Here is an 18,549-nt window from a genome sequence, read left to right on the forward strand (position 1 = left end):
TCACCAACGCCGCTGTGGAGCGGCACGTTGCGCAGGAACCCGAGCCGGATCGCCCGCGCCCTGATGCCCGAGCCCCGGCTCCTGCTGCTCGACGGACCGGCCACCGGCCTGGATCTGCCCTGCCGGGAGCGGCTGCTCACCGCGCTGGACGCGCTGCGCCGGACCGGTCCCCGGCCGGCGACCGTCCTGGTCACGCATCATCTGGAGGAGCTCCCGGCGGGCACCAGCCACGCCCTGCTGCTGCGCGACGGCCGCGCGCTGGCGCCGGGTCCGGCGGCCGCCGGACCGTCCGGGTCGAGCCCCGGCCACGAGAAGAGGGGGCCCCGGATCCGGGCCCCCTCCGCTTCACTCCTGGCGCCTACTTGCTCAGGTGGGCCCAGAACTCGTCGAACGACAGGACCTTGTCGCCGTTCAGGTCGCGGCTGTTGATGATCGCCTGGGCGACCGTCTCGGTGACGTTCCAGTCGCCGCCCTGCGCAAGGGCGGTCTTGAACTCGACGGCGGTGATGAAACCGTCACCGTCCGCATCGATCCGCTGGAAGTGAGTGCGCGCTTCTTCGATGTCCGCCACCGATCCGCCCCTTTTGTTCGTAGTACCTGTGCCGTGTCGGCGTGCTGTCGCAGGTCAGATTAACGGTCCACACGAGCCCGCAGAGCCGCGGCCGCCCAGCTGAACTCCTCCGCGTGAACCCTGAGGGGCTGTCCCTTCAGCACGGCGAGCAGTTCGCGGTAGCGGGCGAGCCGGTCGTCGAAGGCGGTGTCCAGCCGTGCCAGCACGGCGGCCGGGTCGGCGTCGCCCAGCAGTTCGCGCAGCACCGCGCCGGCCTCCGGCGCCTCGGGCGCGATGCCCCGCCGACGCGCCTCGCCGACCAGGTCGATGAGCCGTTTCATGAACCACAGGGAGGCCCCGGCCGGCGCATCGGGCCCCCGGTCGGCCGCGTTGAACTCGGTCGCCCTGCGCATCCGGGCCCGGAAGTCCGGGTCCTGGACCATCTCGGCCAGCTCCACCCACGCGTCGACCTGTTCAGGGCTCGGGTCCACCGGCAGTTCCGCCACGGCGGCGAGCATCCGCTTGCGGATCTCCGGATCGACGGTGTCGAGGCCGTGCAGGGTCTCCTCGACGAACTCCTCCAGGATCCGCCGCCGCTCGGCCGCCGACAGCCGTGCCAGTCTGTTCATCAGGGTCGTCTCCTCCGCACTCGAACCGCGTCGCGCCACCGTCGAGAGCACCGCCCGGGTCACCTTCAGCGACCGGATCTGCGCGTCCAGCGCCGCCACGTGCGCCGCCGCGACCTGCGCCACCGTCTGCTCACCGGAGAGCACCGCACGCACATGCGCCAGGCCGAGGCCCAGCTCGCGCAGGGTGCGGATCAGCTCGAGCCGGGCGAAGGACCCGGCGTCGTACAGCCGGTAGCCGCCGGACGACCGGCCCACCGGGGTGAGCACGCCCTCGTCGGACCAGTAGCGGATGGTGCGCACGGTCAGCCCGGTGGCGCGCGCCAGTTCGCCGATGGTGAGAAGTCCGGTGCCGTCCTCGATCATGTCTGCGAGTGTGGGCCTTCCAGTGGGTGGAGACTCAAGGAGCGGGCACGGCCATGGAGACCTTGCGGGACATTCTCGACGCGGCGGCCCGTGGCGTCTTCCCCCCGGCCGACGGCGGTACGACCGTCGTCCCGCAGCCGTCCGGCCGGGACGCGGGGGTCCTCTCCTTCACCGCGCACTCGGTCGTCTTCACCGACGAGGACCCGGAGTGGGTGTACGACACGCTGCGCGCGATCCCCTGCGATCCGCTGTGCGCGACCATGAACGCCCGTTTCCTGGTCGCCCTGATGGAGCGCACCGGCCGCGAGCAGGAGACCGTCGACGCGCTGCTGGTGGCGGGCCCCCTCCCGGGCCGGCCGGAGCTCCCGCTGACCGAACTCACCGGCCCCGGCCACTCCCGGGTCGCCTACGCCCGCGCCCGCCGGACCGAGGTACGGGCCTGGGCGGCTCAGGGCGGGGTGGTCGTCCTGGGCCGCGGGGTCGCCGGACGCCTGGAGGTCTCGGTGGAGGTGGACGAGGGGGTAAGGCGGCGGGGGCTGGGCCGGGCCCTGGTGACCGCCGCCCGGCAGCTGGCCGGGGAGCCCCTGTGGGCGCAGGTCGCCCCGGGGAACGCCCGGAGCGTACGGGCGTTCCAGGCCGCCGGTTATCTGCCGGTCGGCGCCGAGGCGCTGCTGCTCGAACCCTGAACCGCCCGGGCCCGGGCCGCGGTCAGCGGAAGATGCCGGTGTGGCCGAGGGAGTAGCGGCCCGGCTGCGGATAGACGGCGAGGCCGTGCGGGCCGCTGCCGACGTGGATGCGGGCCAGTTCGGCACCCGTGCCGGTGTCGATGGCGTAGACCTCGGAGTTGTACCGGCCGGACAGCCACAGGACCTTGCCGTCCGCCGACACCCCGCCCATGTCCGGGCTGCCGCCGCCCGGCAGCTGCCACTTCTTCGTCAGCCGGTTCTGGGCGAAGTCGAAGACGGAGATGGTGCCCTCGCCCCGGTTGGAGACGTACATCTCGCGGGAGTCCCGGCTGACGTACAGGCCGTGTGCGCCCTTGCCGGTGGCCAGGAAGGCGGGTTTGGTGAAGTGGTCGCCGTCCAGGATCCACACCCCGTCGGCCATCATGTCGGCGATGTAGAACAGCTTGCCGTCGGGCGAGATCTTGACGTCCTGCGGCATGGCGCCGTGGAACGGCAGTTTCTCGTGCCGGAGCACCTCCATCTTCTCGGTGTCCACCTTGAGCAGCTCCCCGCTGAACTCGCAGGAGACGATGAAGTACCGGCCGTCCGTGGAGAAGTCGGCGTGGTTGACGCCGTAGCAGCCGACCGGGACGGTCTTGACGGTCTTCATGGTGTGCGCGTCCCGGAACACCAGCTGGCGGTCCGCGGAGGCCATCACGATCGCGTACCTGCCGTTGGGCGTGAAGTACAGGTTGTAAGGGTCGTGCACGGCGACCGGCCGGCCGGCGCGGCCGGTCCGCGGGTCGATGGGGGTGAGGCTGTTGCCCAGGTCGTTGTTGACCCACAGGGTCTTCAGGTCCCAGGAGGGCACGACGTGCTGGGGCTGGCGGCCGACCCGGATGGTCTCGGTCACCCGGTAGGTCTTCGGGTCGATGACGGAGACGGTGTCGGAGTTGGTGTTGGGTACGTAGATCCGGGACGGGAAGTCCTTGACGACGGGCGAGAGGTTGCCGGGGCGGTCGGCGGCGTACACGTCGGAGGGGTCGAGGACCGGGGGCATGCCCGGCAGTACGTCGACGGCCGGTTCCGCCTTCTTCGCCTGGGGCCGTACGGACGCGGTGTCGCGGGCGGCCGGTGTCTCGGGGCCCCCGGATCCGCCGCCGCACGCGGACAGCAGTGCCAGGGCGGCGAGGGCGGCCAGGGCGGCGGGCAGCCGGGCGGCTTTCGTGGTTCGCATCAGCTCAACAGCTCCGTGGTGGTGACCGCGTGCAGTCCGCGGCGGTGGAGTTCTTGGAGTACGTCGGGCAGGGCGTCGGCCGTTTCCGGATATCCGAAGTGCATGCTCACCACCGAGCCGCCCGTGACCTCCGCGAGCACCTTGCGGGTGATGGCGGCCGCGCCGGGCCGGGTGTAGTCGAGCGAGTCGACGTCGTACGACAGCACGTGCGGGTAGCCGGCCTCGGTGGCGAGGCGGGCGACGAGCGGGGTGGCCGTGGGCGCCCTGGACGGGCGGAACCAGCTGCCGATCGACCCGGTGAGCCGTCTGAGGCGGTCCGCGCACTCGGTGATCTCCGCGCGGGCGCCGGCCTCGGCCATGGCGTTGACGGAGATGTGCCGCTGGGTGTGGTTGCCGAGGTCGTGGCCGCCGTCGAGGACGCGGCGGGCCATGGCGGGATGCGCGTCCAGCCAGCTGCCCACGGCCAGGACCGTGAGACGGGCACCGTGTTCCTCGGCGGTGGCGAGGAGCCGGGTGGCGAGGGCGGGATCGCCCTGGCCGTGGAAGGTGAGCGCGACGGAGGCGCTCGCGCGGGGCCCGTGGGTGATCTGGAGCGGCTGTCCGGGGAAGGCGCGGGGGGCGGCGGCGGGCGCGGCCGAGGCGGGAGTGGTCGACGCGAGGTTGGCGGCGAGGTGCGGAGGTGCCGCGTCCGCACCCGTGGCGCCGCAACCCGTGGCGAGTGTGCCTCCGGCGATGAGGCCGGCACCTGCGCGGAGGACGCCGCGTCGGTTGGAGGTGGTCACGAGCCCCATTTAAGGGGGATAGGACAAGAAAATGGGTGATTGACCTGATAGGGGGCTCGTCAGGCGAGCCCTCACCGATCGGCCACCCGCATCTCGAACCAGGTCGTCTTTCCTCGCGGCAGCAAATCGACGCCCCACCGGTCCGACAGTTTGTCCACCAGGAACAGGCCCCGCCCGCTGATGTCCAGCTCCTGAACCGGCATCAGGCACGGCAGCCCCCGCGACGGGTCCCGGACCTCCACCCGGATCCATCCCGGGCGGCGGCGCATCCGCAGCCCGAACACGCGGGCACCGGTGTGCCGTACGGCATTGCCCACGAGTTCGGAGACGAGTAAGACCGCGTCCTCCGTCATCCTGGGGCTGAGCCGCCACTGGCGCAGGACCACGACCTGGGCGAGCCGGCGGGCGGTCGCCGCGGACTCGGGGCGGGACGGCAGCGGAACCTCCGCCTCCGTCGGATTGCCGAACAACTCGATCGCCTTGAGCGCCCGCTCGTCCTCGACCGCAGGCGACCACCGCGCCGCGGCCGCACGGCTGTGTCCCCGCGGCTGTTCGATGCCCTCCAGCCCCGCCATGCCCCCATCATGGCCGCCCGGCGGGCCTCCCGTGGCCGTTCCGGAGGAATACGCCCCCGCGAAGCTCCCGTCCGACATCGGCCCAACGGCATATGCCATCGGCATTTCGGTGGTGCTGACAGCCTGTCCGACCTGCGGCGACGACTCATCTCCGGGCAATCGACAGACTCCCTCGACAAGGCAGACTTAAGGGCGCGTTAAGGCTCCCATAAACCGCCCCATCGAGGGACCCGGGAATCAGACATCACGTCAATTGCAAGTGGTTCGGGACTTTCACAACGGGGCCAAGATCACAGGAACTTGGCCTTGCCCGGCCCTTCCTCCACGAAGCTGCGCATACCGCGTTCACGGTCCTCGGTCGCGAACAGCCCGGCGAACCAGTTCCGTTCGACGGCGAGACCGGTCTCCAGGTCCGTCTCGACACCGGTGTCGATCGCCTCCTTGGCCGCCCGGAGCGCGATCGCGGGCCCCTTGGCGAGCCGGGCCGCCCAGGCGTGCGCCTCGGTGTAGACGTCGGCGGCGGGTACGACCCGGTCGACCAGGCCGATGGCGAGTGCCTCGTCCGCCTTGACCATACGGCCCGTGAAGATCAGGTCCTTGGCCCTGGACGGCCCGACCAGCCGGGGCAGCCGCTGGGTACCGCCGGCGCCCGGGATCAGCCCGAGCAGGATCTCCGGCTGGCCGAGCTTGGCGTTGTCGGCGGCGATCCGGTAGTCGGCGCAGAGGGCGAGTTCGCAGCCGCCGCCGAGCGCGTACCCGGTGACGGCGGCGACGACCGGCTTGGGAATCCGGGCGACGGCGGTGAAGGAGTCCTGGAGGTCACGGGAGCGCACGATCATGGCCGCGTGGTCCATGTTCTGCATTTCCTTGATGTCGGCCCCGGCCGCGAAGACCTTCTCACCGCCGTAGATGACGACGGCGCGAACGTCCTCGCGGCGGGTGGCCTCCTGCGCCAGTTCCTTGAGCCGGTCCTGGGTGGCGACGTCCAGGGCGTTCATCGGGGGCCGCTCCAGGCGGACGGTCCCGACGCCTTCGGAGACTTCGAGGGTCACAGTCATGACCCGCAGGTTAGCGGGCGTTCACTGCCCCTACGCGGTCCACTGCTTCCACGACATGTTCCAGCCGTTGAGGCCGTTGTCGGGAGAGACGGTCTCGTCGTGGGAGTTCTTCACGGTCACCACGTCCCCGATGATCGAGTGGTCGAAGAACCAGGCGGCCGGCACCCCCCGGTCACCCCCGCCCCGGATGTCCCGCAGCCCCACGCACCCGTGGCTGGCGTTGTAGTTCCCGAAGGCGTCCCCGCCCCAGTAGTTGCCGTGGATGAACGTGCCCGACGTGGTCAGCCGCATCGCGTCCGGCACGTCCTTGATGTCGTACTCGCCGCCGTAGCCGACGGTCTCGCCGTTCATCCGGGTCACCCGCAGCTTCTCGCTGATGACCATCTGGCCGTTCCACGTGTCGTACCCGGGCTTGCCGGTCGTGACGGCGAGGGTCTTCACGACCTTGCCGTCCTGCATGACCTTCATCGTGTGCTTCTTGGCGTCGACGATCGACACCTGGTTGCGGCCGATCGTGAACTTCACGGTCTTGGCCTGCTTGCCGTACACCCCGTCACGGCCCTCGACACCGTCGAGGTTGAGCGTGACGGAGACCTTCGTGCCGGACGCCCAGTAGTCCTCGGGACGGAAGTCGAGGCGGTCGTTGCCGAACCAGTGGCCCTGGACGTCGACCGCCGGCTCGGTCTTGACGGTGATCGCCTTCTCGACGGCGGCCGGGTCGGTGATGCCCCGGGTGAACCGGATGGAGAACGGCATCCCGACGCCGACCGTGGAACCGTCCTCCGGCGTGAAGTACCCGGTGAACGTGTTCTTCGGGGTGAGCGTGGTGAACGTGGAGTCCTCGGCCGACTCACGTCCCGCGGTGTCCTTCGCGACCGCGTGCACCGTGTACTTCGTGGAGCTGGCGAGGTGGCCGCCCGGCGTCCAGCTGGTACCGTCCGCCGCGATCGTGCCGTCGACCTTGTCGCCCTTGGAGTCCTTGACCTCCACATCGGTCAGCTTGCCCTGGGCGGCGCTGACCTTGAGCGCCCCGCTGGTGTCCACGTCGGTCGCCCCGGACTTGGGGCTGATGCTGACCGTGGCGACGGACTGCTTGCTCGCCTGGGTCGTGGAGTCCTTCTCCTTGCCGGCCCCGCTCCCCTTGTCGGAGGAGCCGCCCCCGCACGCGGTGACCGTCATGAGCAGAATTCCGGCCACGACGGCCAGCCCCTTGCCCCGGGCCCTGACCGCCGCCCCCGATATCGGCCGTATGTTCAACGTCGTTCTCCCCTCCCAGGGCCTGGCCAGGCCCACCCCAGCGCGTTCCGCCCGCGCATTGGCGCATAGTAACCGGACGGTTTTGAGCTTGGGGTTGGGCGAATGTCACCGTTGCGTCGCAACTTCCGTCGCCTCGCACGGCGGTCTCCGCCCCGCACCGGACCGTCCCCCACCTGGTTACTTGACCGCGCCGCCCGCCTTCCACTCCTTCCAACCCATGTTCCACCCTCCGAGGCCATTGTCGGCAGCGACCATTTTGTCGTTGCTGTGGACCACCTCGACCACGTCCCCGATCAGGGTGCGGTCGTAGAACCAGCCGGCGGGCGTGTCCGAGCTGCCGCCCTTCACATCGCGCAGGCCCACACAGCCGTGGCTGACGTTGACGCGTCCGGGGGCGTCCGGCGCCCAGTAGTTGCCGTGCAGGAAGGTGCCGGAGTCGGTGAGCTTGAGGGCGTGCGGGACGTCGGGGATGTCGTACTCGCCGCCGAAGCCGACCGTGCGGCTGTTCATGCGGGTCACCTCGTGCATCTCCATCACCACCATCTTCCCGTTGTAGGTGGTGTGGGCGGGCGCGCCCGCGGTGATCGGCACGGTGGAGAGCAGGGTGCCGTCGCGGCGGACCTCCATCGTGTGTTTGGCCGCGTCGACCAGGGAGACCTGGCTGCGGCCGACGGTGAAGGTGAACGTCTTGTACTGGAGGCCGTACACCCCGCGGGCCCCTTCGACGTCGCGGAGTTCGAGGCCGACCGTGACGACCGTGCCGGGCTGCCAGTAGTGCTCGGGGCGGAAGTCGAGCCGGTTCTTTCCGAACCAGTGCGGCCGGATCTCGACCGCGGGACTGGCGTTGACCCGGACGGCGCGTTCGACGGCGGCCCGGTTGTCGATGTCACGGCTGAAGGCCAGGGAGACGATCATGCCGGTGCCGACGACGGCGCGGTTCTCGGGGGTGACGTATCCGATGAAGCGTTCGGCGGGGACGAGTGTGGTGAAGGTGGTGTGGCGGGCCGAGCGGCGGCCGTCGCCGTCCAGGGCGACCGCGTCGACCGTGTACTTGGCGGCCAGCGCCAGTTTCGGGTCGTCGGGCTGCCAGGTCGTGCCGTTCGCGGCGATGTGCCCGGGGACCGGGGAGTCCTGGGCGTCCTGGGACTTGACGACGCTGACGGATTCCAGGCGGCCGCCGGGCACCCGTACCGTCAGCCGTTCGGCCGGACGTACGGCTCTGGTGCCGTCGTCCGGGGTGATGCGGATGACGTCCTCGGGACCCGGGGGTGCGCCCCCGAGGACATGGCCGATGCCGAGCCCCTCCGTGTCGTCGGAGGAGCAGCCGGCGGCTCCCGCCAGCAGCGCCGCCCATGTCAGTGCCGCGGCCAACGCGGCCCCCGCGCGCCGTGCGCGCCCTTGTGGATGACTCACATGGGACTCAACGACCGGGGCCGCCCCGGGGAAACGTGAGTGCGACGCCGGCACTGGGCAGAACAGAGGGAAGGACGACGAGCTGGGGAGCCGCCGCGCCCGTGCGAGAGCCGTCGCGGGCGTGCCGTAGCGAGCCGCCGACCGTGCCCGGGACCGGGAGTCCGGGCGCGGTCGGCTGCCCGGACACGGGTGAGGTGCGCCCCGGGGGTCGGCGAGCCGCGGAACAAAAAGGGGCCGACAGGTGACGAGCGCAGCCGAGCAGCAGGGGGCACGGGCGCGGGCCCCGAAGGCGGAGGCCCCCGTGGTGAACGGGACGGCCCTCCCCGTCCCGGCCGCCTGGCCGGGGTCGTCGACTCCGCTGGGCGCCCGGTTCCGGGTCGGCCCGGACGGGGTGGCCGGCACCAACTTCGCCCTGTGGGCGGCCGGGGCCGAGGCGGTCCGGCTCTGCCTCTTCGACGAACAGGGCCGGGAGACCCGGATCCCGCTGACCGAACTGACGCACGAGATCTGGCACGGGTTCGTGCCAGGAGTGCTGCCGGGGCAGCGGTACGGCTACCGGGTCGACGGCCGCTGGGACCCGTGGACCGGCGCCCGCTGGAACCCGGCGAAGCTGCTGCTCGACCCGTACGCGCGTGCGGTGGACGGCGAGTTCGGCCTGCCGCCGGAGGTGTACGGGCACGTCCGCGACTGGCCCGACCAGCAGGTCGCCGACACCGTCCGGGACGACCGGGACTCGGCGCCGCACGTCCCGAAGGGCGTGGTCGTCCACGACGACGACGACTGGTCCGACGACCACCGCCCGAAGACGCCGTGGGCGGACTCCGTCATCTACGAGCTGCACGTGCGCGGCTTCACCAGACTGCACCCGGGCATACCCGCCGAACTCCGCGGGACCTACGCGGGACTGGCCCACCCGGCCGCCGTCGAGCACCTCGTGAACCTCGGCGTGACGGCCGTGGAACTGCTGCCCGTGCACCAGTTCGCGCACGAGGACCACCTGCTGAAGCGGGGCCTGAGGAACTACTGGGGCTACAACTCCGTCGGCTATTTCGCCCCGCACGCCGCCTACGCCGCCTCCGGTACGACCGGACAGCAGGTCGGCGAGTTCAAGCGGATGGTGCGCGCCCTGCACGCGGCCGGCATCGAGGTCATCCTCGACGTGGTCTACAACCACACGGCCGAGGCCGGGGAGCTGGGGCCGACGCTGTCCCTGAAGGGCATCGACAACCGGGGGTACTACCGGCTCCAGGACGACGCCCGGCACTTCGCCGACTACACCGGCTGCGGCAACACCCTGCACGTGGTCCGGCCGCACGTCCTGCGCCTGATCACCGATTCCCTCCGCTACTGGGTGACCGAGATGGGCGTGGACGGGTTCCGCTTCGACCTCGCCGCCGCGCTGGCCCGCTCGATGCACGACGTCGACATGCTCTCCCCCTTTCTCGCGGTGATCGCCCAGGACCCGGTGCTGCGCCGGGTGAAGCTGATCGCCGAGCCGTGGGACGTGGGCTCCGGCGGCTACCAGGTGGGCGCCTTCCCGCCGCTGTGGACCGAGTGGAACGACCACTACCGGGACGCCGTCCGGGACTTCTGGCGCGGCGCCCTGCCCGACGTCCGCGACCTCGGCTACCGCCTCTCGGGCTCCAGCGACCTCTACGCCTGGGGCGGCCGGCGGCCCTACGCCTCGGTCAACTTCATCACCGCGCACGACGGTTACACCCTGCGCGACCTGGTGTCGTACCAGGCGAAGCACAACGAGGCCAACGGCGAGAACAACCGGGACGGCGCCGGTGACAACCGCTCGTGGAACTGCGGGGTGGAGGGCGAGACGGCCGACGAGGACGTACGGGCGCTGCGCAGGCGGCAGTTGCGGAATCTGCTGACCACCCTGCTGCTGTCGACGGGCGTTCCGATGCTGGTCGCCGGCGACGAGCTGGGCCGTACCCAGCGGGGCAACAACAACGCCTACTGCCAGGACAACGAGATCAGCTGGCTGGACTGGGAGCTGCTGGACGACCCGGACTGGCGGCCGCTGTTCGACCTGACCTCCCGGCTGATCCGGCTGCGCCACCGCCACCCGGTCCTGCGCCGTCGCGCCTTCTTCTCGGGCCGTGCCCACTCGGCGGACGGGCTGCGCGACCTGGCCTGGTTCACCGCGCGGGGCGAGGAGATGACCGAGGGCGACTGGTACGCGCCCGCCGCCACGCTCGGCATGTTTCTCTCCGGGCGGGACATCCCCGGCCGCGACGAGCGCGGGGCGCCGGTCCTGGACGACAGCTTCCTGACCGTCCTGCACGCCGGCGGCCGGCCGGCGGAGTTCCTGCTGCCGGGCCCGCCGTGGGCGGAACGGTACGAGGTGCTCGTCGACACCTCACGGGAGGAGCAGAGCGGGGCACCGGGCGTGGTGCACGAGGCCGGGACGGCGATCACGGTGCCGGCGCGGGCGGTCCTGCTGCTCAGGGTGGCCGGCTGACCGGGCTAACCGAGGATCCCCCGCTGGTAGGCCGTCGCGACCGCCGCCGCGCGGTCGTTGACGCCCAGCTTGGTGTAGAGGTGGGTGAGGTGGGTCTTCACGGTGGCCTCGCTGATGAAGAGTTCGCGGGCCACCTCGCGGTTGGAGGTGCCCTTGGCGACCAGGGCCAGGACCTCGCGTTCGCGGGCGGAGAGCGGTTCGTTGCCCGGGGCGCCGGGGGTGCGGACGGCGGTGACCAGGCGGGAGGCGACGGCCGGGGAGAGGACGGTACGGCCCTGGGCGGCGGCGCGGACGGCGGTGAAGAGCTCCTCGCGCGGGGCGTCCTTGAGCAGGTAGCCGGTGGCGCCCGCCTCGATGGCGGGGAGGGTGTCGGAGTCGGTGTCGTAGGTGGTGAGGACCAGGATCCTGGCGCGGGTGCCCTGCCGGGTCAGTTCCCGGATGGCGTCGACTCCGCCGCCGCCCGGCATGCGCAGGTCCATGAGGATGACATCGGGGTCGAGGGCGCGGGCGAGCGCGACGGCCGCGACGCCGTCCGGGGCCTCGCCGAGGACCGTGAACCCGGGTGCGGACGTGAACATGCCGCGCAGGCCGTCGCGGACGACGGGGTGGTCGTCGACGATCAGCAGGGAGATCGGGGGGTCAGCTGTCATGGCGGACCAACGGTACGCGTGCCGACAGGGCCGTGCCGAGTCCCGGTTCGGACTCCACGGTCAGCGCACCGGCGATGCGTTCGGCGCGGGCCCGCATCCCGTCCAGGCCGAAGCCGCCGGCGCTGCTGCGGACGGGCAGGGCGAGGAGGTCGAAGCCGGTGCCGTCGTCACGGATGTCGAGGATCACCTCGTCGCCCAGGTAGGAGAGGGTGACGCCGACGCGGGAGGCGCGCGCGTGCCGGGCCGCGTTGGACAGGGCCTCCTGGACGATGCGCAGGAGCGTGGCGGCGACCTCCTCGTGGAGGTGCTCGGCGGTCCCGGTGAGGGTGAACTCGGCCCGGGTGTCGGTCCGTTCGCCCCATTCGGTGACCGTCTTGCGCAGCGCCTCGGGCAGCCCGTCGTGCTCCAGGGCCACCGGGGCCAGGTTGTGCACGGAGCGGCGGGCCTCGCCCAGGCTGTGCCGGGCCAGTGCCAGGGCGCGGCCCACGTGCTCCTCGGCCGCCTTCGCATCCGGGGTGTTGGTGACGACCTGGAGCTGGGCGATGATCCCGGCCAGGCCCTGGGCGATGGTGTCGTGGATCTCGGCGGCCAGCCGCCGCCGCTCGTCGGCGACCCCGGCCTCCCGTGCCTGGACGAGGAGCTGGGCGTGCAGCGCCGCGTTCTCGTCCAGGGCCTGGCGCAGGGCGGCGATGGTCTCGGTGCGCTCGCGGGACCGCTGTCTCTCCTGCTCGTTGAGGTGGGCGATGGCCATCTGGAGAACGGAGTTGACGGGCAGCAGCACGCCGAAGAGGACCCACTGGAGCGCACTGCGGAACGGCATCCCGCCTGCCTGCGCGCCGGCCACGGTGACCGCGCTCGCCAGCAGCCCGAGCCGCCGCCACCGGCGCGGCAGCAGTTCGTCGGCGTCCATGTAACCGGTGGCGGCGTAGAACGCGAAGAACGGGTTGAGCCAGGCGAGTGCGAAGGCCAGGGCCCACCGGAACACGTAGTACCCGCCCCCGGCCGGGGAGGGCGTACGGCCGCGGTCGGGGCGGCGCGACCGGGTGCCGTGCCACCACAGTTGGAGAACGACCGCGGCGCCGGTCAGGGACCAGGCGGTCGACCACACCGCACGCGAGGTGTGGGGATCGGCGGTGGCGATCCCGAGGACGACACTGATGCCGAGGAACCCGAACGGCCCCCAGGTGTGCAGTTGCTCCCAGCGCCGGTCGATCCGGCCGTCGTCCCCGCCGTCGGACCCGCTGTCGTCCTCGGTCATGTCCCCAGTCTGCACGGCCGGCCGCCTACTCCCAGCGGAACCAGCGGGCGGCACCGGCCGTCAGCAGCACCGCCCAGACGGCGAGCACGCCCAGGTGGTCCCAGCCGGGCCAGTGACCGGCGGCTGCCTGGTCCAGGGCGCGGGCCGCCGCACCGAACGGGGTCAGCTGGACCACGCCGGCCATCGCGTGCGGCATCTCCCGCACCGGCAGCCACACGCCCGCGCAGAACATCATCGGGAAGAACACCGCCGAGCCGATCGCGCCCGCGATCTTCGTGGTGCGGGACAGCGCGGAGACGAGGGAGCCGAGAGCGAGGGCGGCCGCGGTCGTCAGCAGCAGTGCCAGCAGGTAGCCGCCCGGCTGCCGGGGCAGCCGCACGTCGAAGGCGAGCCGGCCGACGACGAGCGCGAGCAGCGCCGAGCCCAGTGCGACCGCGCCCGTCACGACCATCTGCGCGGACAGCAGCGCGGAGGGCCGCACGGGGGTGAGCCGCATCCGCCGCAGGATGCCCCGCTCCCGGTGGCCGGTCAGGACCTGGGGCAGCGACTGCACCCCGGACATGATCAGGGCGATCAGTACGGCGACGGGGACGTAGGCGTCGACCGGCCGCAGCCCGCCCAGCGACTTGTCGGCGTCCCGGAACGAGGGGATCGAGCCGAGGATCACCAGGAGCAGGGTCGGGAACAGGAAGATCCAGAAGACCGCGCCGGGTTCACGGCGGAACAGCCGGAACTCGGTGCGCAGGACGGCGGTGTTCATACCGCTTCCTCCTTCGTCAGGTCCAGGAACGCGTCGTCGAGGGTCGCGTCCACGACCCGGAGCTGGTGGGCGGTGACGCGGTGCCGGGCGAGCAGGGTGATGACCGCGTTCACGGTCTCGTCGGTGCCGGAGAGGGTGACCCGGCCGTCCTTGTGCCCGATCGAGGCGAGGGCCGGGAGCTCGGCCAGATCCTCGTCGTCCAGCGGGACGGAGGGAGTGAAGCTGATGACGGTGGCCCCGGCGGAACGGCGGATCAGCCCGGCCGGGGTGTCCAGGGCCGCCACCCGCCCCTTGTCGATCACCGCGATCCGGTCGCACAGCCGCTGCGCCTCCTCCATGAAGTGTGTGACCAGCAGGACGGTGACGCCGCGGTCCCGGACGTCCTCGATCAGCTCCCAGGTGTCCCGCCGGGCCCGCGGATCGAGCCCGGTGGTCAGCTCGTCGAGCACCACGATCCGGGGGTTCCCGATCAACGCCAGCGCGATGAAAAGGCGTTGCCGCTGACCGCCGGAGAGCTTCCCGAACCGGGTGCCGAGCTTGTCGGTGAGCGCGAGCCGTTCGGCGAGCGGGGCCCATGGCAGCGGGGCCGGATAGAAGGAGGCGTACAGCTCCAGGGCCTCGCGGACGCTGAGTTTGGGCTGCAGCTCGCTCTGCTGGAGCTGGGCGCCGAGGACGCGGGCGACCTTCTGGTGCTCAAAGACGGGGTCGAGCCCGGTGACCCGGACGCGGCCGCCGTCGGGCACCCGCAGCCCCTCCACGCACTCCACGGTGGTGGTCTTGCCGGCGCCGTTCGGCCCGAGGATCCCGAAGATCTCCCCTTCCTCGACGGCGAGACTCACCCCGTCCACGACGGCCCGGCCGCCGTACGACTTCCGCAGGTCTGTCACTTCGATGACGGATGGCATGGACCGAGGGTCCCGTCCGGGCCCGGTCCGGCACATCGTCCGCCCCGCTGGAAGCGGCATCGGCCGATCGGCCGATGCGGGCGGATCCGGTGGTACGACCCCTCGAACGTGCTGGTCGTAGGAGCACCGGCGGACCGCGGTCCGGCCGAAACTCGGTAGGCGTTGTCAGTGCCGATCCGTAGGCTCGCTCCTGATGCCTCCGACACGTGCAACCACCAAGGACCGGTCCGCCCTCCGTTCCCTGCTGCGCCTGTGGCCGTACGTGCGGCCGGTGCGGGTGCGGCTGTCCGTCGCCGCGTTCGTGGCCGTGATCGCCTCCTGTACCGGACTCGTCATCCCGCTCGTCCTCAAGTGGATGGTGGACGGTCCGGTGGCCGACCGGGACCCCGGCGGGGTCTGGCTCGGCGCGCTGTACCTGCTGCTGCTCGGGATCGCCGAGGCGCTGCTCTTCGGGCTGCGGCGCTGGCTGGTGGCCAGACCCCTCTCGCACGTCGAGGCGGGCATGCGGGCGGACCTCTACGGCCATCTGCAGCGTCTGCCGGTCGCCTTCCACGACCGCTGGGCCTCCGGCCAGCTGCTCTCCCGGGCCACCACGGACCTGATGCTGCTCCGCATGTTCCTCGCCTTTCCGCTGACCTTCCTGCTGGTCAACGGAGTGACCATCCTCGTCGGTGTGATCATCATGCTGCTCCAGGACTGGACGCTGGGCCTGGTCATCCTCGTCCCCACGATCCCCGTGATGGTGACGTGCGCGATCTTCGAGAAGCGGTACGCGGCGGTGGCCCGGCTCGCCCAGGACCAGGTGGGCGACCTGACGACGGTGGTCGAGGAGAGCGTGCTCGGCATCCGCATCATCAAGGGGTTCGGCAGGCACCGCAGCCAGGCGCGCGCGTTCCGCGACCTGGTGCGGACGCTGCGCGGTACGGAGCTGCGCAAGGCGCGGATGCTGGCGGCGATCTGGGGCGTCATCGTGACCCTCCCGGAGCTGGCCATCGGGGCGGCGCTGCTGTGGGGTTCGGTCCAGGTCGCGGAGGGTGAGCTGAGCGCGGGAACGCTGGTGGCGTTCCTGTCGACGGCACTGGCGCTGCGCTGGCCGGTGGAGTCGATCGGCTTCCTGCTGGCGATGAGTCAGGAGGCGGCCACGGCCACCGAACGGTACTTCGAGGTGCGGGACGCCGCGCGGGAGGACACGGTTCGGAAGGACGCGGATTCGGGTGCGGGCCGGTGGGGGCCGAGCGCGCAGTTGCCCGCGCCCCTTCGGGGCGCCGCAGAGTGCCCCGTCAGGGGCGAGGGGAGCCCCGCGGCCGGCCCCCACGCGCACGCGGCCGACAACGATGGCATCCGCTTCCACTCCGTCTCCTTCCGCTATCCGGACGCCTCCCCCGACTCGCCCCCCACCCTCGCCGAGATCGACCTCCACATCCGCCCCGGTGAGTCCATGGCCCTCGTCGGCGCCACCGGCAGTGGGAAGACCACGCTCACCGCCCTCGTCCCCCGCCTGCACGAGGCGACCTCCGGACGGATCACCCTCGACGGCCGGGACATCACCGCCATGCCCCGCGAAGAACTCCGCACCCTGGTCGCCGTGGCCTTCGAGGAACCCACCCTCTTCTCCGCCTCGGTCGGCGAGAACGTCCTGATGGGCGCCGAGGCCGGCGCCGGCGAACCGGAGCTGGACCGGGCCCTCGCCGTAGCCCAGGCCGACTTCGCGCACGCCCTCCCGCAGGGCACCGCGACCCAGGTCGGCGAGCAGGGCCTCACCCTCTCCGGCGGCCAGCGCCAACGCCTCGCGCTCGCCCGGGCGGTCGTCGGCCGGCCCCGCTTCCTCGTCCTCGACGACCCGCTCTCCGCCCTGGACGTGCACACGGAGGCCGCCGTGGAGGCCGCCCTGCGCGACGTGCTCGCCGACACCACCGCCCTGATCGTCGCCCACCGCCCCTCCACCGTCCTGCTCGCCGACCGCGTCGCGCTGCTCGCCGGCGGCCGGGTCACCGCCGTCGGCACCCACCAGGAACTGCTCCGCAGCAACGCCGAGTACGCCCACCTGATGTCCGGGGAGGATCACCGCCGATGACCGCCGCCACCTCCCTGCCCGTCCCCGACGAGGACGACGAACTCCCCCGCCCGAAAACGGCCGGCGGCGCCGACGCCGCGGCCGCCACCGGCGACCCCTTCGACCGGGACGTGCTGCCCGTCCCGCCCGGCGCCACGGCCGCCCTCCTGCGCTCGCTCCTCGCGCCGATGAAGGCGCGGGTCGCCGTGACCACGCTCCTGCTGCTGTTCCAGCAGGCGGCCGCGCAGGCCGGCCCGCTGCTGGTGGCGTACGCCATCGACCGTGCCGTACCGGCGTTCCGCCATCACGACCACGGCCCGCTGATCGCGGTGGCGGTCGGCTACGGCCTCAGCGCCCTGCTCTCCGGCGGCCTCCAGTACGCCTTCATCGAGGCCTCCGCGCGCGTGAACCAGGACGTCCTCCTCGACCTGCGCGGCCGTATCTTCCGCCACGCACAGGCCCTGAGCGTGGACTTCCACGAGCGCTACACGTCGGGCCGGCTGATCTCCCGCTCCACCACGGACGTCGAGTCGCTGCGCGAGCTGCTGAGCGAGGGCCTCCAGGAGCTGGTCACGGTCATCCTCTCGTTCCTGTACATCTCGGCGATGCTGCTCTGGCTGGATCTCGGCCTGGGCGCGGTGGCCGTGGCCTCGTTCGTGCCGCTGTACCTGCTGGTCCGGCTGTACCAGCGGCGTGCGGTACGGGTGTACAAGAAGCGGTCCACGGCGATCGCCGCGGTGATCGTGAAGTTCGTCGAGACGATGAACGGCATCCGCCCGGTGCGCGCGTTCCGCCGGGAGGCCGCCAACGACGCCGAGTTCGCCGTGCTCAACCGCACCCACGAACGCACCAACGGCGACGCGCTCCTCGAAATGGCGCGGTACGTCGTCGGCTCCCGGCTGGTCGCCAACACCTCGGTCGCGGTGATCGTGCTGTGGGGCGCCTACCGGGTGGCGTCCGGTTCGCTGGAGCTGGGCGTCCTGGCGGCGGCCGTCCTGTACCTGCGCCGGCTGTACGACCCGATCGACCGCCTCGGCATGTTCCTCAACTCCTACCAGTCGGCGGCCGCCTCGCTGGAGAAGATCGCGGGCCTGCTGGCCCAGACCCCGTCCGTGCCGGAGCCCTCGGTCCCCCGGGAACTGCCCCCGCCCGCGAGCGAACTGCCCGGCCGCGAGGTCGTCTTCGACGGCGTCCGCTTCGCCTACCGCACCGGCGGCGAGGTGCTGCCCCGCTTCGGCCTCACCCTCCCGGCCGGGCAGACGGTCGCGGTGGTCGGCTCCACCGGCGCCGGCAAGTCGACCCTCGCCAAGCTGCTCGCCCGCTTCTACGACCCGACCGACGGACGGGTCCTCCTGGACGGCGTGGACCTGCGCGAGCTGAGCGTGCCCGAACTCCGGCGCGGGGTCGTGATGGTCACCCAGGAGGCGTTCCTGTTCTCCGGCACGGTCGCCGAGAACATCGCCATCGGCCGCCCGGACGCCACCCGCGAGGACATCGAGCAGGCGGCCAAGGCGATCGGCGCACACGAGTTCATCGCCGCACTGCCCGACGGCTACGACACGGACGTCCGCAAGCGCGGCGGGCGCATCTCGGCGGGGCAGCGCCAACTGGTGGCCTTCGCACGCGCCTTGCTCGCCGACCCGGCGGTGCTGATCCTCGACGAGGCGACCAGTTCCCTGGACATCCCCGGGGAACGGGCCGTGCAGCGGGCCATGTCGACGGTGCTGAAGGGCCGTACGGCGGTGGTCATCGCGCACCGGCTGTCCACCGTGGAGATCGCCGACCGGGTGCTCGTGATGGAGCACGGCCGGATCGTCGAGGACGGCCGCCCGGCCGACCTCATCACGGGCACCGGCCGGTTCGCCGATCTGCACCGGGCGTGGCGGGACAGTCTGGCCTAGCGGGGAGACGGGGGTCGCAA

General features: G+C 71.9%; 16 protein-coding genes and 1 pseudogene. 5 read left to right on the forward strand and 12 right to left on the reverse strand.

All coding sequences use genetic code 11. The annotated features are described in order from the left end of the window. Positions 1 to 33: 33 nt before the first annotated feature. Positions 34 to 279, forward strand: a pseudogene (locus tag ACFXI4_RS39060) (ABC transporter ATP-binding protein); the annotation flags it as partial. A 79-nt stretch (positions 280 to 358) separates the two neighbouring features. Here the strand turns inward: ACFXI4_RS39060 and ACFXI4_RS39065 are convergent. Beyond that, positions 359 to 571: an EF-hand domain-containing protein gene (locus tag ACFXI4_RS39065; protein ID WP_362722651.1), complete on the reverse strand. Its 213-nt coding sequence runs from the start codon at positions 569 to 571 to the stop codon at positions 359 to 361. Positions 572 to 630: 59 nt separating this feature from the next. Further along, positions 631 to 1,542, reverse strand: a complete 912-nt coding sequence (locus ACFXI4_RS39070; RefSeq protein ID WP_385000740.1) for a MerR family transcriptional regulator — start codon at positions 1,540 to 1,542, stop codon at positions 631 to 633. A 53-nt stretch (positions 1,543 to 1,595) separates the two neighbouring features. Between ACFXI4_RS39070 and ACFXI4_RS39075 the strand changes: the two genes are divergently transcribed. Beyond that, complete coding sequence (locus ACFXI4_RS39075) at positions 1,596 to 2,228, forward strand: GNAT family N-acetyltransferase (protein WP_362722659.1); 633 nt, start codon at positions 1,596 to 1,598, stop codon at positions 2,226 to 2,228. 22 nt (positions 2,229 to 2,250) lie between these two features. Here the strand turns inward: ACFXI4_RS39075 and ACFXI4_RS39080 are convergent, their stop codons facing one another. The 6 genes from ACFXI4_RS39080 to ACFXI4_RS39105 all read right to left on the reverse strand — a co-directional run bounded on the left by ACFXI4_RS39080 (position 2,251) and on the right by ACFXI4_RS39105 (position 8,529). Then, positions 2,251 to 3,444, reverse strand: a complete 1,194-nt coding sequence (locus tag ACFXI4_RS39080) for a YncE family protein (protein ID WP_385000743.1) — start codon at positions 3,442 to 3,444, stop codon at positions 2,251 to 2,253. Continuing rightward, the gene (locus ACFXI4_RS39085) at positions 3,444 to 4,235 is read right to left on the reverse strand and encodes a polysaccharide deacetylase family protein (RefSeq protein WP_385000746.1); all 792 of its coding nucleotides are present in this window, start codon (positions 4,233 to 4,235) and stop codon (positions 3,444 to 3,446) included. Before ACFXI4_RS39085 ends, ACFXI4_RS39080 begins: the two co-directional genes overlap by 1 nt. Before the next feature lie 62 nt (positions 4,236 to 4,297). Then, a complete protein-coding gene (locus ACFXI4_RS39090; protein ID WP_362722667.1) occupies positions 4,298 to 4,801 on the reverse strand; it encodes an ATP-binding protein in 504 nt (167 codons plus the stop codon). Between the two features lie 290 nt (positions 4,802 to 5,091). Then, positions 5,092 to 5,859 (reverse strand): enoyl-CoA hydratase/isomerase family protein, encoded by a 768-nt coding sequence (locus ACFXI4_RS39095; RefSeq protein WP_385000750.1) that lies wholly within the window; start codon positions 5,857 to 5,859, stop codon positions 5,092 to 5,094. Positions 5,860 to 5,889: 30 nt separating this feature from the next. Further along, positions 5,890 to 7,116, reverse strand: coding sequence for an Ig-like domain-containing protein (locus ACFXI4_RS39100; protein WP_385000753.1), 1,227 nt, complete (start codon positions 7,114 to 7,116; stop codon positions 5,890 to 5,892). A 177-nt stretch (positions 7,117 to 7,293) separates the two neighbouring features. After that, positions 7,294 to 8,529, reverse strand: a complete 1,236-nt coding sequence (locus ACFXI4_RS39105) for an Ig-like domain-containing protein (RefSeq protein ID WP_385000756.1) — start codon at positions 8,527 to 8,529, stop codon at positions 7,294 to 7,296. A gap of 241 nt (positions 8,530 to 8,770) precedes the next feature. Here ACFXI4_RS39105 and glgX point away from each other — a divergent pair, with 241 nt between their 5' ends. Beyond that, positions 8,771 to 11,002 carry a glycogen debranching protein GlgX gene (gene glgX / locus ACFXI4_RS39110; RefSeq protein ID WP_385000759.1) on the forward strand — a complete coding sequence of 744 codons (2,232 nt, stop codon included), beginning with the start codon at positions 8,771 to 8,773 and terminating at the stop codon, positions 11,000 to 11,002. A 5-nt stretch (positions 11,003 to 11,007) separates the two neighbouring features. On the opposite strand, the gene ACFXI4_RS39115 is transcribed toward glgX, so the two are convergent. The 4 genes from ACFXI4_RS39115 to ACFXI4_RS39130 are packed head-to-tail and all read right to left on the reverse strand — an operon-like array spanning position 11,008 to position 14,575. Continuing rightward, positions 11,008 to 11,652 (reverse strand): response regulator, encoded by a 645-nt coding sequence (locus tag ACFXI4_RS39115; RefSeq protein ID WP_385000762.1) that lies wholly within the window; start codon positions 11,650 to 11,652, stop codon positions 11,008 to 11,010. Further along, positions 11,642 to 12,910, reverse strand: a complete 1,269-nt coding sequence (locus tag ACFXI4_RS39120; RefSeq protein WP_385000764.1) for a sensor histidine kinase — start codon at positions 12,908 to 12,910, stop codon at positions 11,642 to 11,644. Before ACFXI4_RS39120 ends, ACFXI4_RS39115 begins: the two co-directional genes overlap by 11 nt. A 25-nt stretch (positions 12,911 to 12,935) precedes the next feature. Beyond that, on the reverse strand, positions 12,936 to 13,670 hold the full coding sequence (locus ACFXI4_RS39125) for an ABC transporter permease (RefSeq protein WP_385000767.1): 735 nt from the start codon (positions 13,668 to 13,670) through the stop codon (positions 12,936 to 12,938). Then, positions 13,667 to 14,575 (reverse strand): ABC transporter ATP-binding protein, encoded by a 909-nt coding sequence (locus tag ACFXI4_RS39130; protein ID WP_385000770.1) that lies wholly within the window; start codon positions 14,573 to 14,575, stop codon positions 13,667 to 13,669. Before ACFXI4_RS39130 ends, ACFXI4_RS39125 begins: the two co-directional genes overlap by 4 nt. Before the next feature lie 193 nt (positions 14,576 to 14,768). Here ACFXI4_RS39130 and ACFXI4_RS39135 point away from each other — a divergent pair, with 193 nt between their 5' ends. Together ACFXI4_RS39135 and ACFXI4_RS39140 are read left to right on the forward strand one after the other, a co-directional pair. Then, positions 14,769 to 16,649: an ABC transporter ATP-binding protein gene (locus tag ACFXI4_RS39135; RefSeq protein ID WP_385000773.1), complete on the forward strand. Its 1,881-nt coding sequence runs from the start codon at positions 14,769 to 14,771 to the stop codon at positions 16,647 to 16,649. Beyond that, a complete protein-coding gene (locus ACFXI4_RS39140) occupies positions 16,646 to 18,529 on the forward strand; it encodes an ABC transporter ATP-binding protein (protein WP_385000777.1) in 1,884 nt (627 codons plus the stop codon). The genes ACFXI4_RS39135 and ACFXI4_RS39140 overlap by 4 nt, the downstream gene beginning before the upstream one ends. Positions 18,530 to 18,549 lie beyond the last annotated feature (20 nt).

It is taken from the genome of Streptomyces sp. NPDC059224, assembly GCF_042754285.1.
Lineage (GTDB): Bacteria > Actinomycetota > Actinomycetes > Streptomycetales > Streptomycetaceae > Streptomyces.

Coding starts and splice junctions, on each gene's coding strand:
- ACFXI4_RS39090 (WP_362722667.1), bottom strand. CDS start 4,801: ATGGCGGGGCTGGAGGGCATCGAACAGCCGCGGGGACACAGCCGTGCG.
- ACFXI4_RS39080 (WP_385000743.1), bottom strand. CDS start 3,444: ATGCGAACCACGAAAGCCGCCCGGCTGCCCGCCGCCCTGGCCGCCCTC.
- ACFXI4_RS39130 (WP_385000770.1), bottom strand. CDS start 14,575: ATGCCATCCGTCATCGAAGTGACAGACCTGCGGAAGTCGTACGGCGGC.
- ACFXI4_RS39085 (WP_385000746.1), bottom strand. CDS start 4,235: ATGGGGCTCGTGACCACCTCCAACCGACGCGGCGTCCTCCGCGCAGGT.
- ACFXI4_RS39075 (WP_362722659.1), top strand. CDS start 1,596: ATGGAGACCTTGCGGGACATTCTCGACGCGGCGGCCCGTGGCGTCTTC.
- ACFXI4_RS39095 (WP_385000750.1), bottom strand. CDS start 5,859: ATGACTGTGACCCTCGAAGTCTCCGAAGGCGTCGGGACCGTCCGCCTG.
- ACFXI4_RS39115 (WP_385000762.1), bottom strand. CDS start 11,652: ATGACAGCTGACCCCCCGATCTCCCTGCTGATCGTCGACGACCACCCC.
- ACFXI4_RS39140 (WP_385000777.1), top strand. CDS start 16,646: ATGACCGCCGCCACCTCCCTGCCCGTCCCCGACGAGGACGACGAACTC.
- ACFXI4_RS39070 (WP_385000740.1), bottom strand. CDS start 1,542: ATGATCGAGGACGGCACCGGACTTCTCACCATCGGCGAACTGGCGCGC.
- ACFXI4_RS39125 (WP_385000767.1), bottom strand. CDS start 13,670: ATGAACACCGCCGTCCTGCGCACCGAGTTCCGGCTGTTCCGCCGTGAA.
- ACFXI4_RS39135 (WP_385000773.1), top strand. CDS start 14,769: ATGCCTCCGACACGTGCAACCACCAAGGACCGGTCCGCCCTCCGTTCC.
- ACFXI4_RS39120 (WP_385000764.1), bottom strand. CDS start 12,910: ATGACCGAGGACGACAGCGGGTCCGACGGCGGGGACGACGGCCGGATC.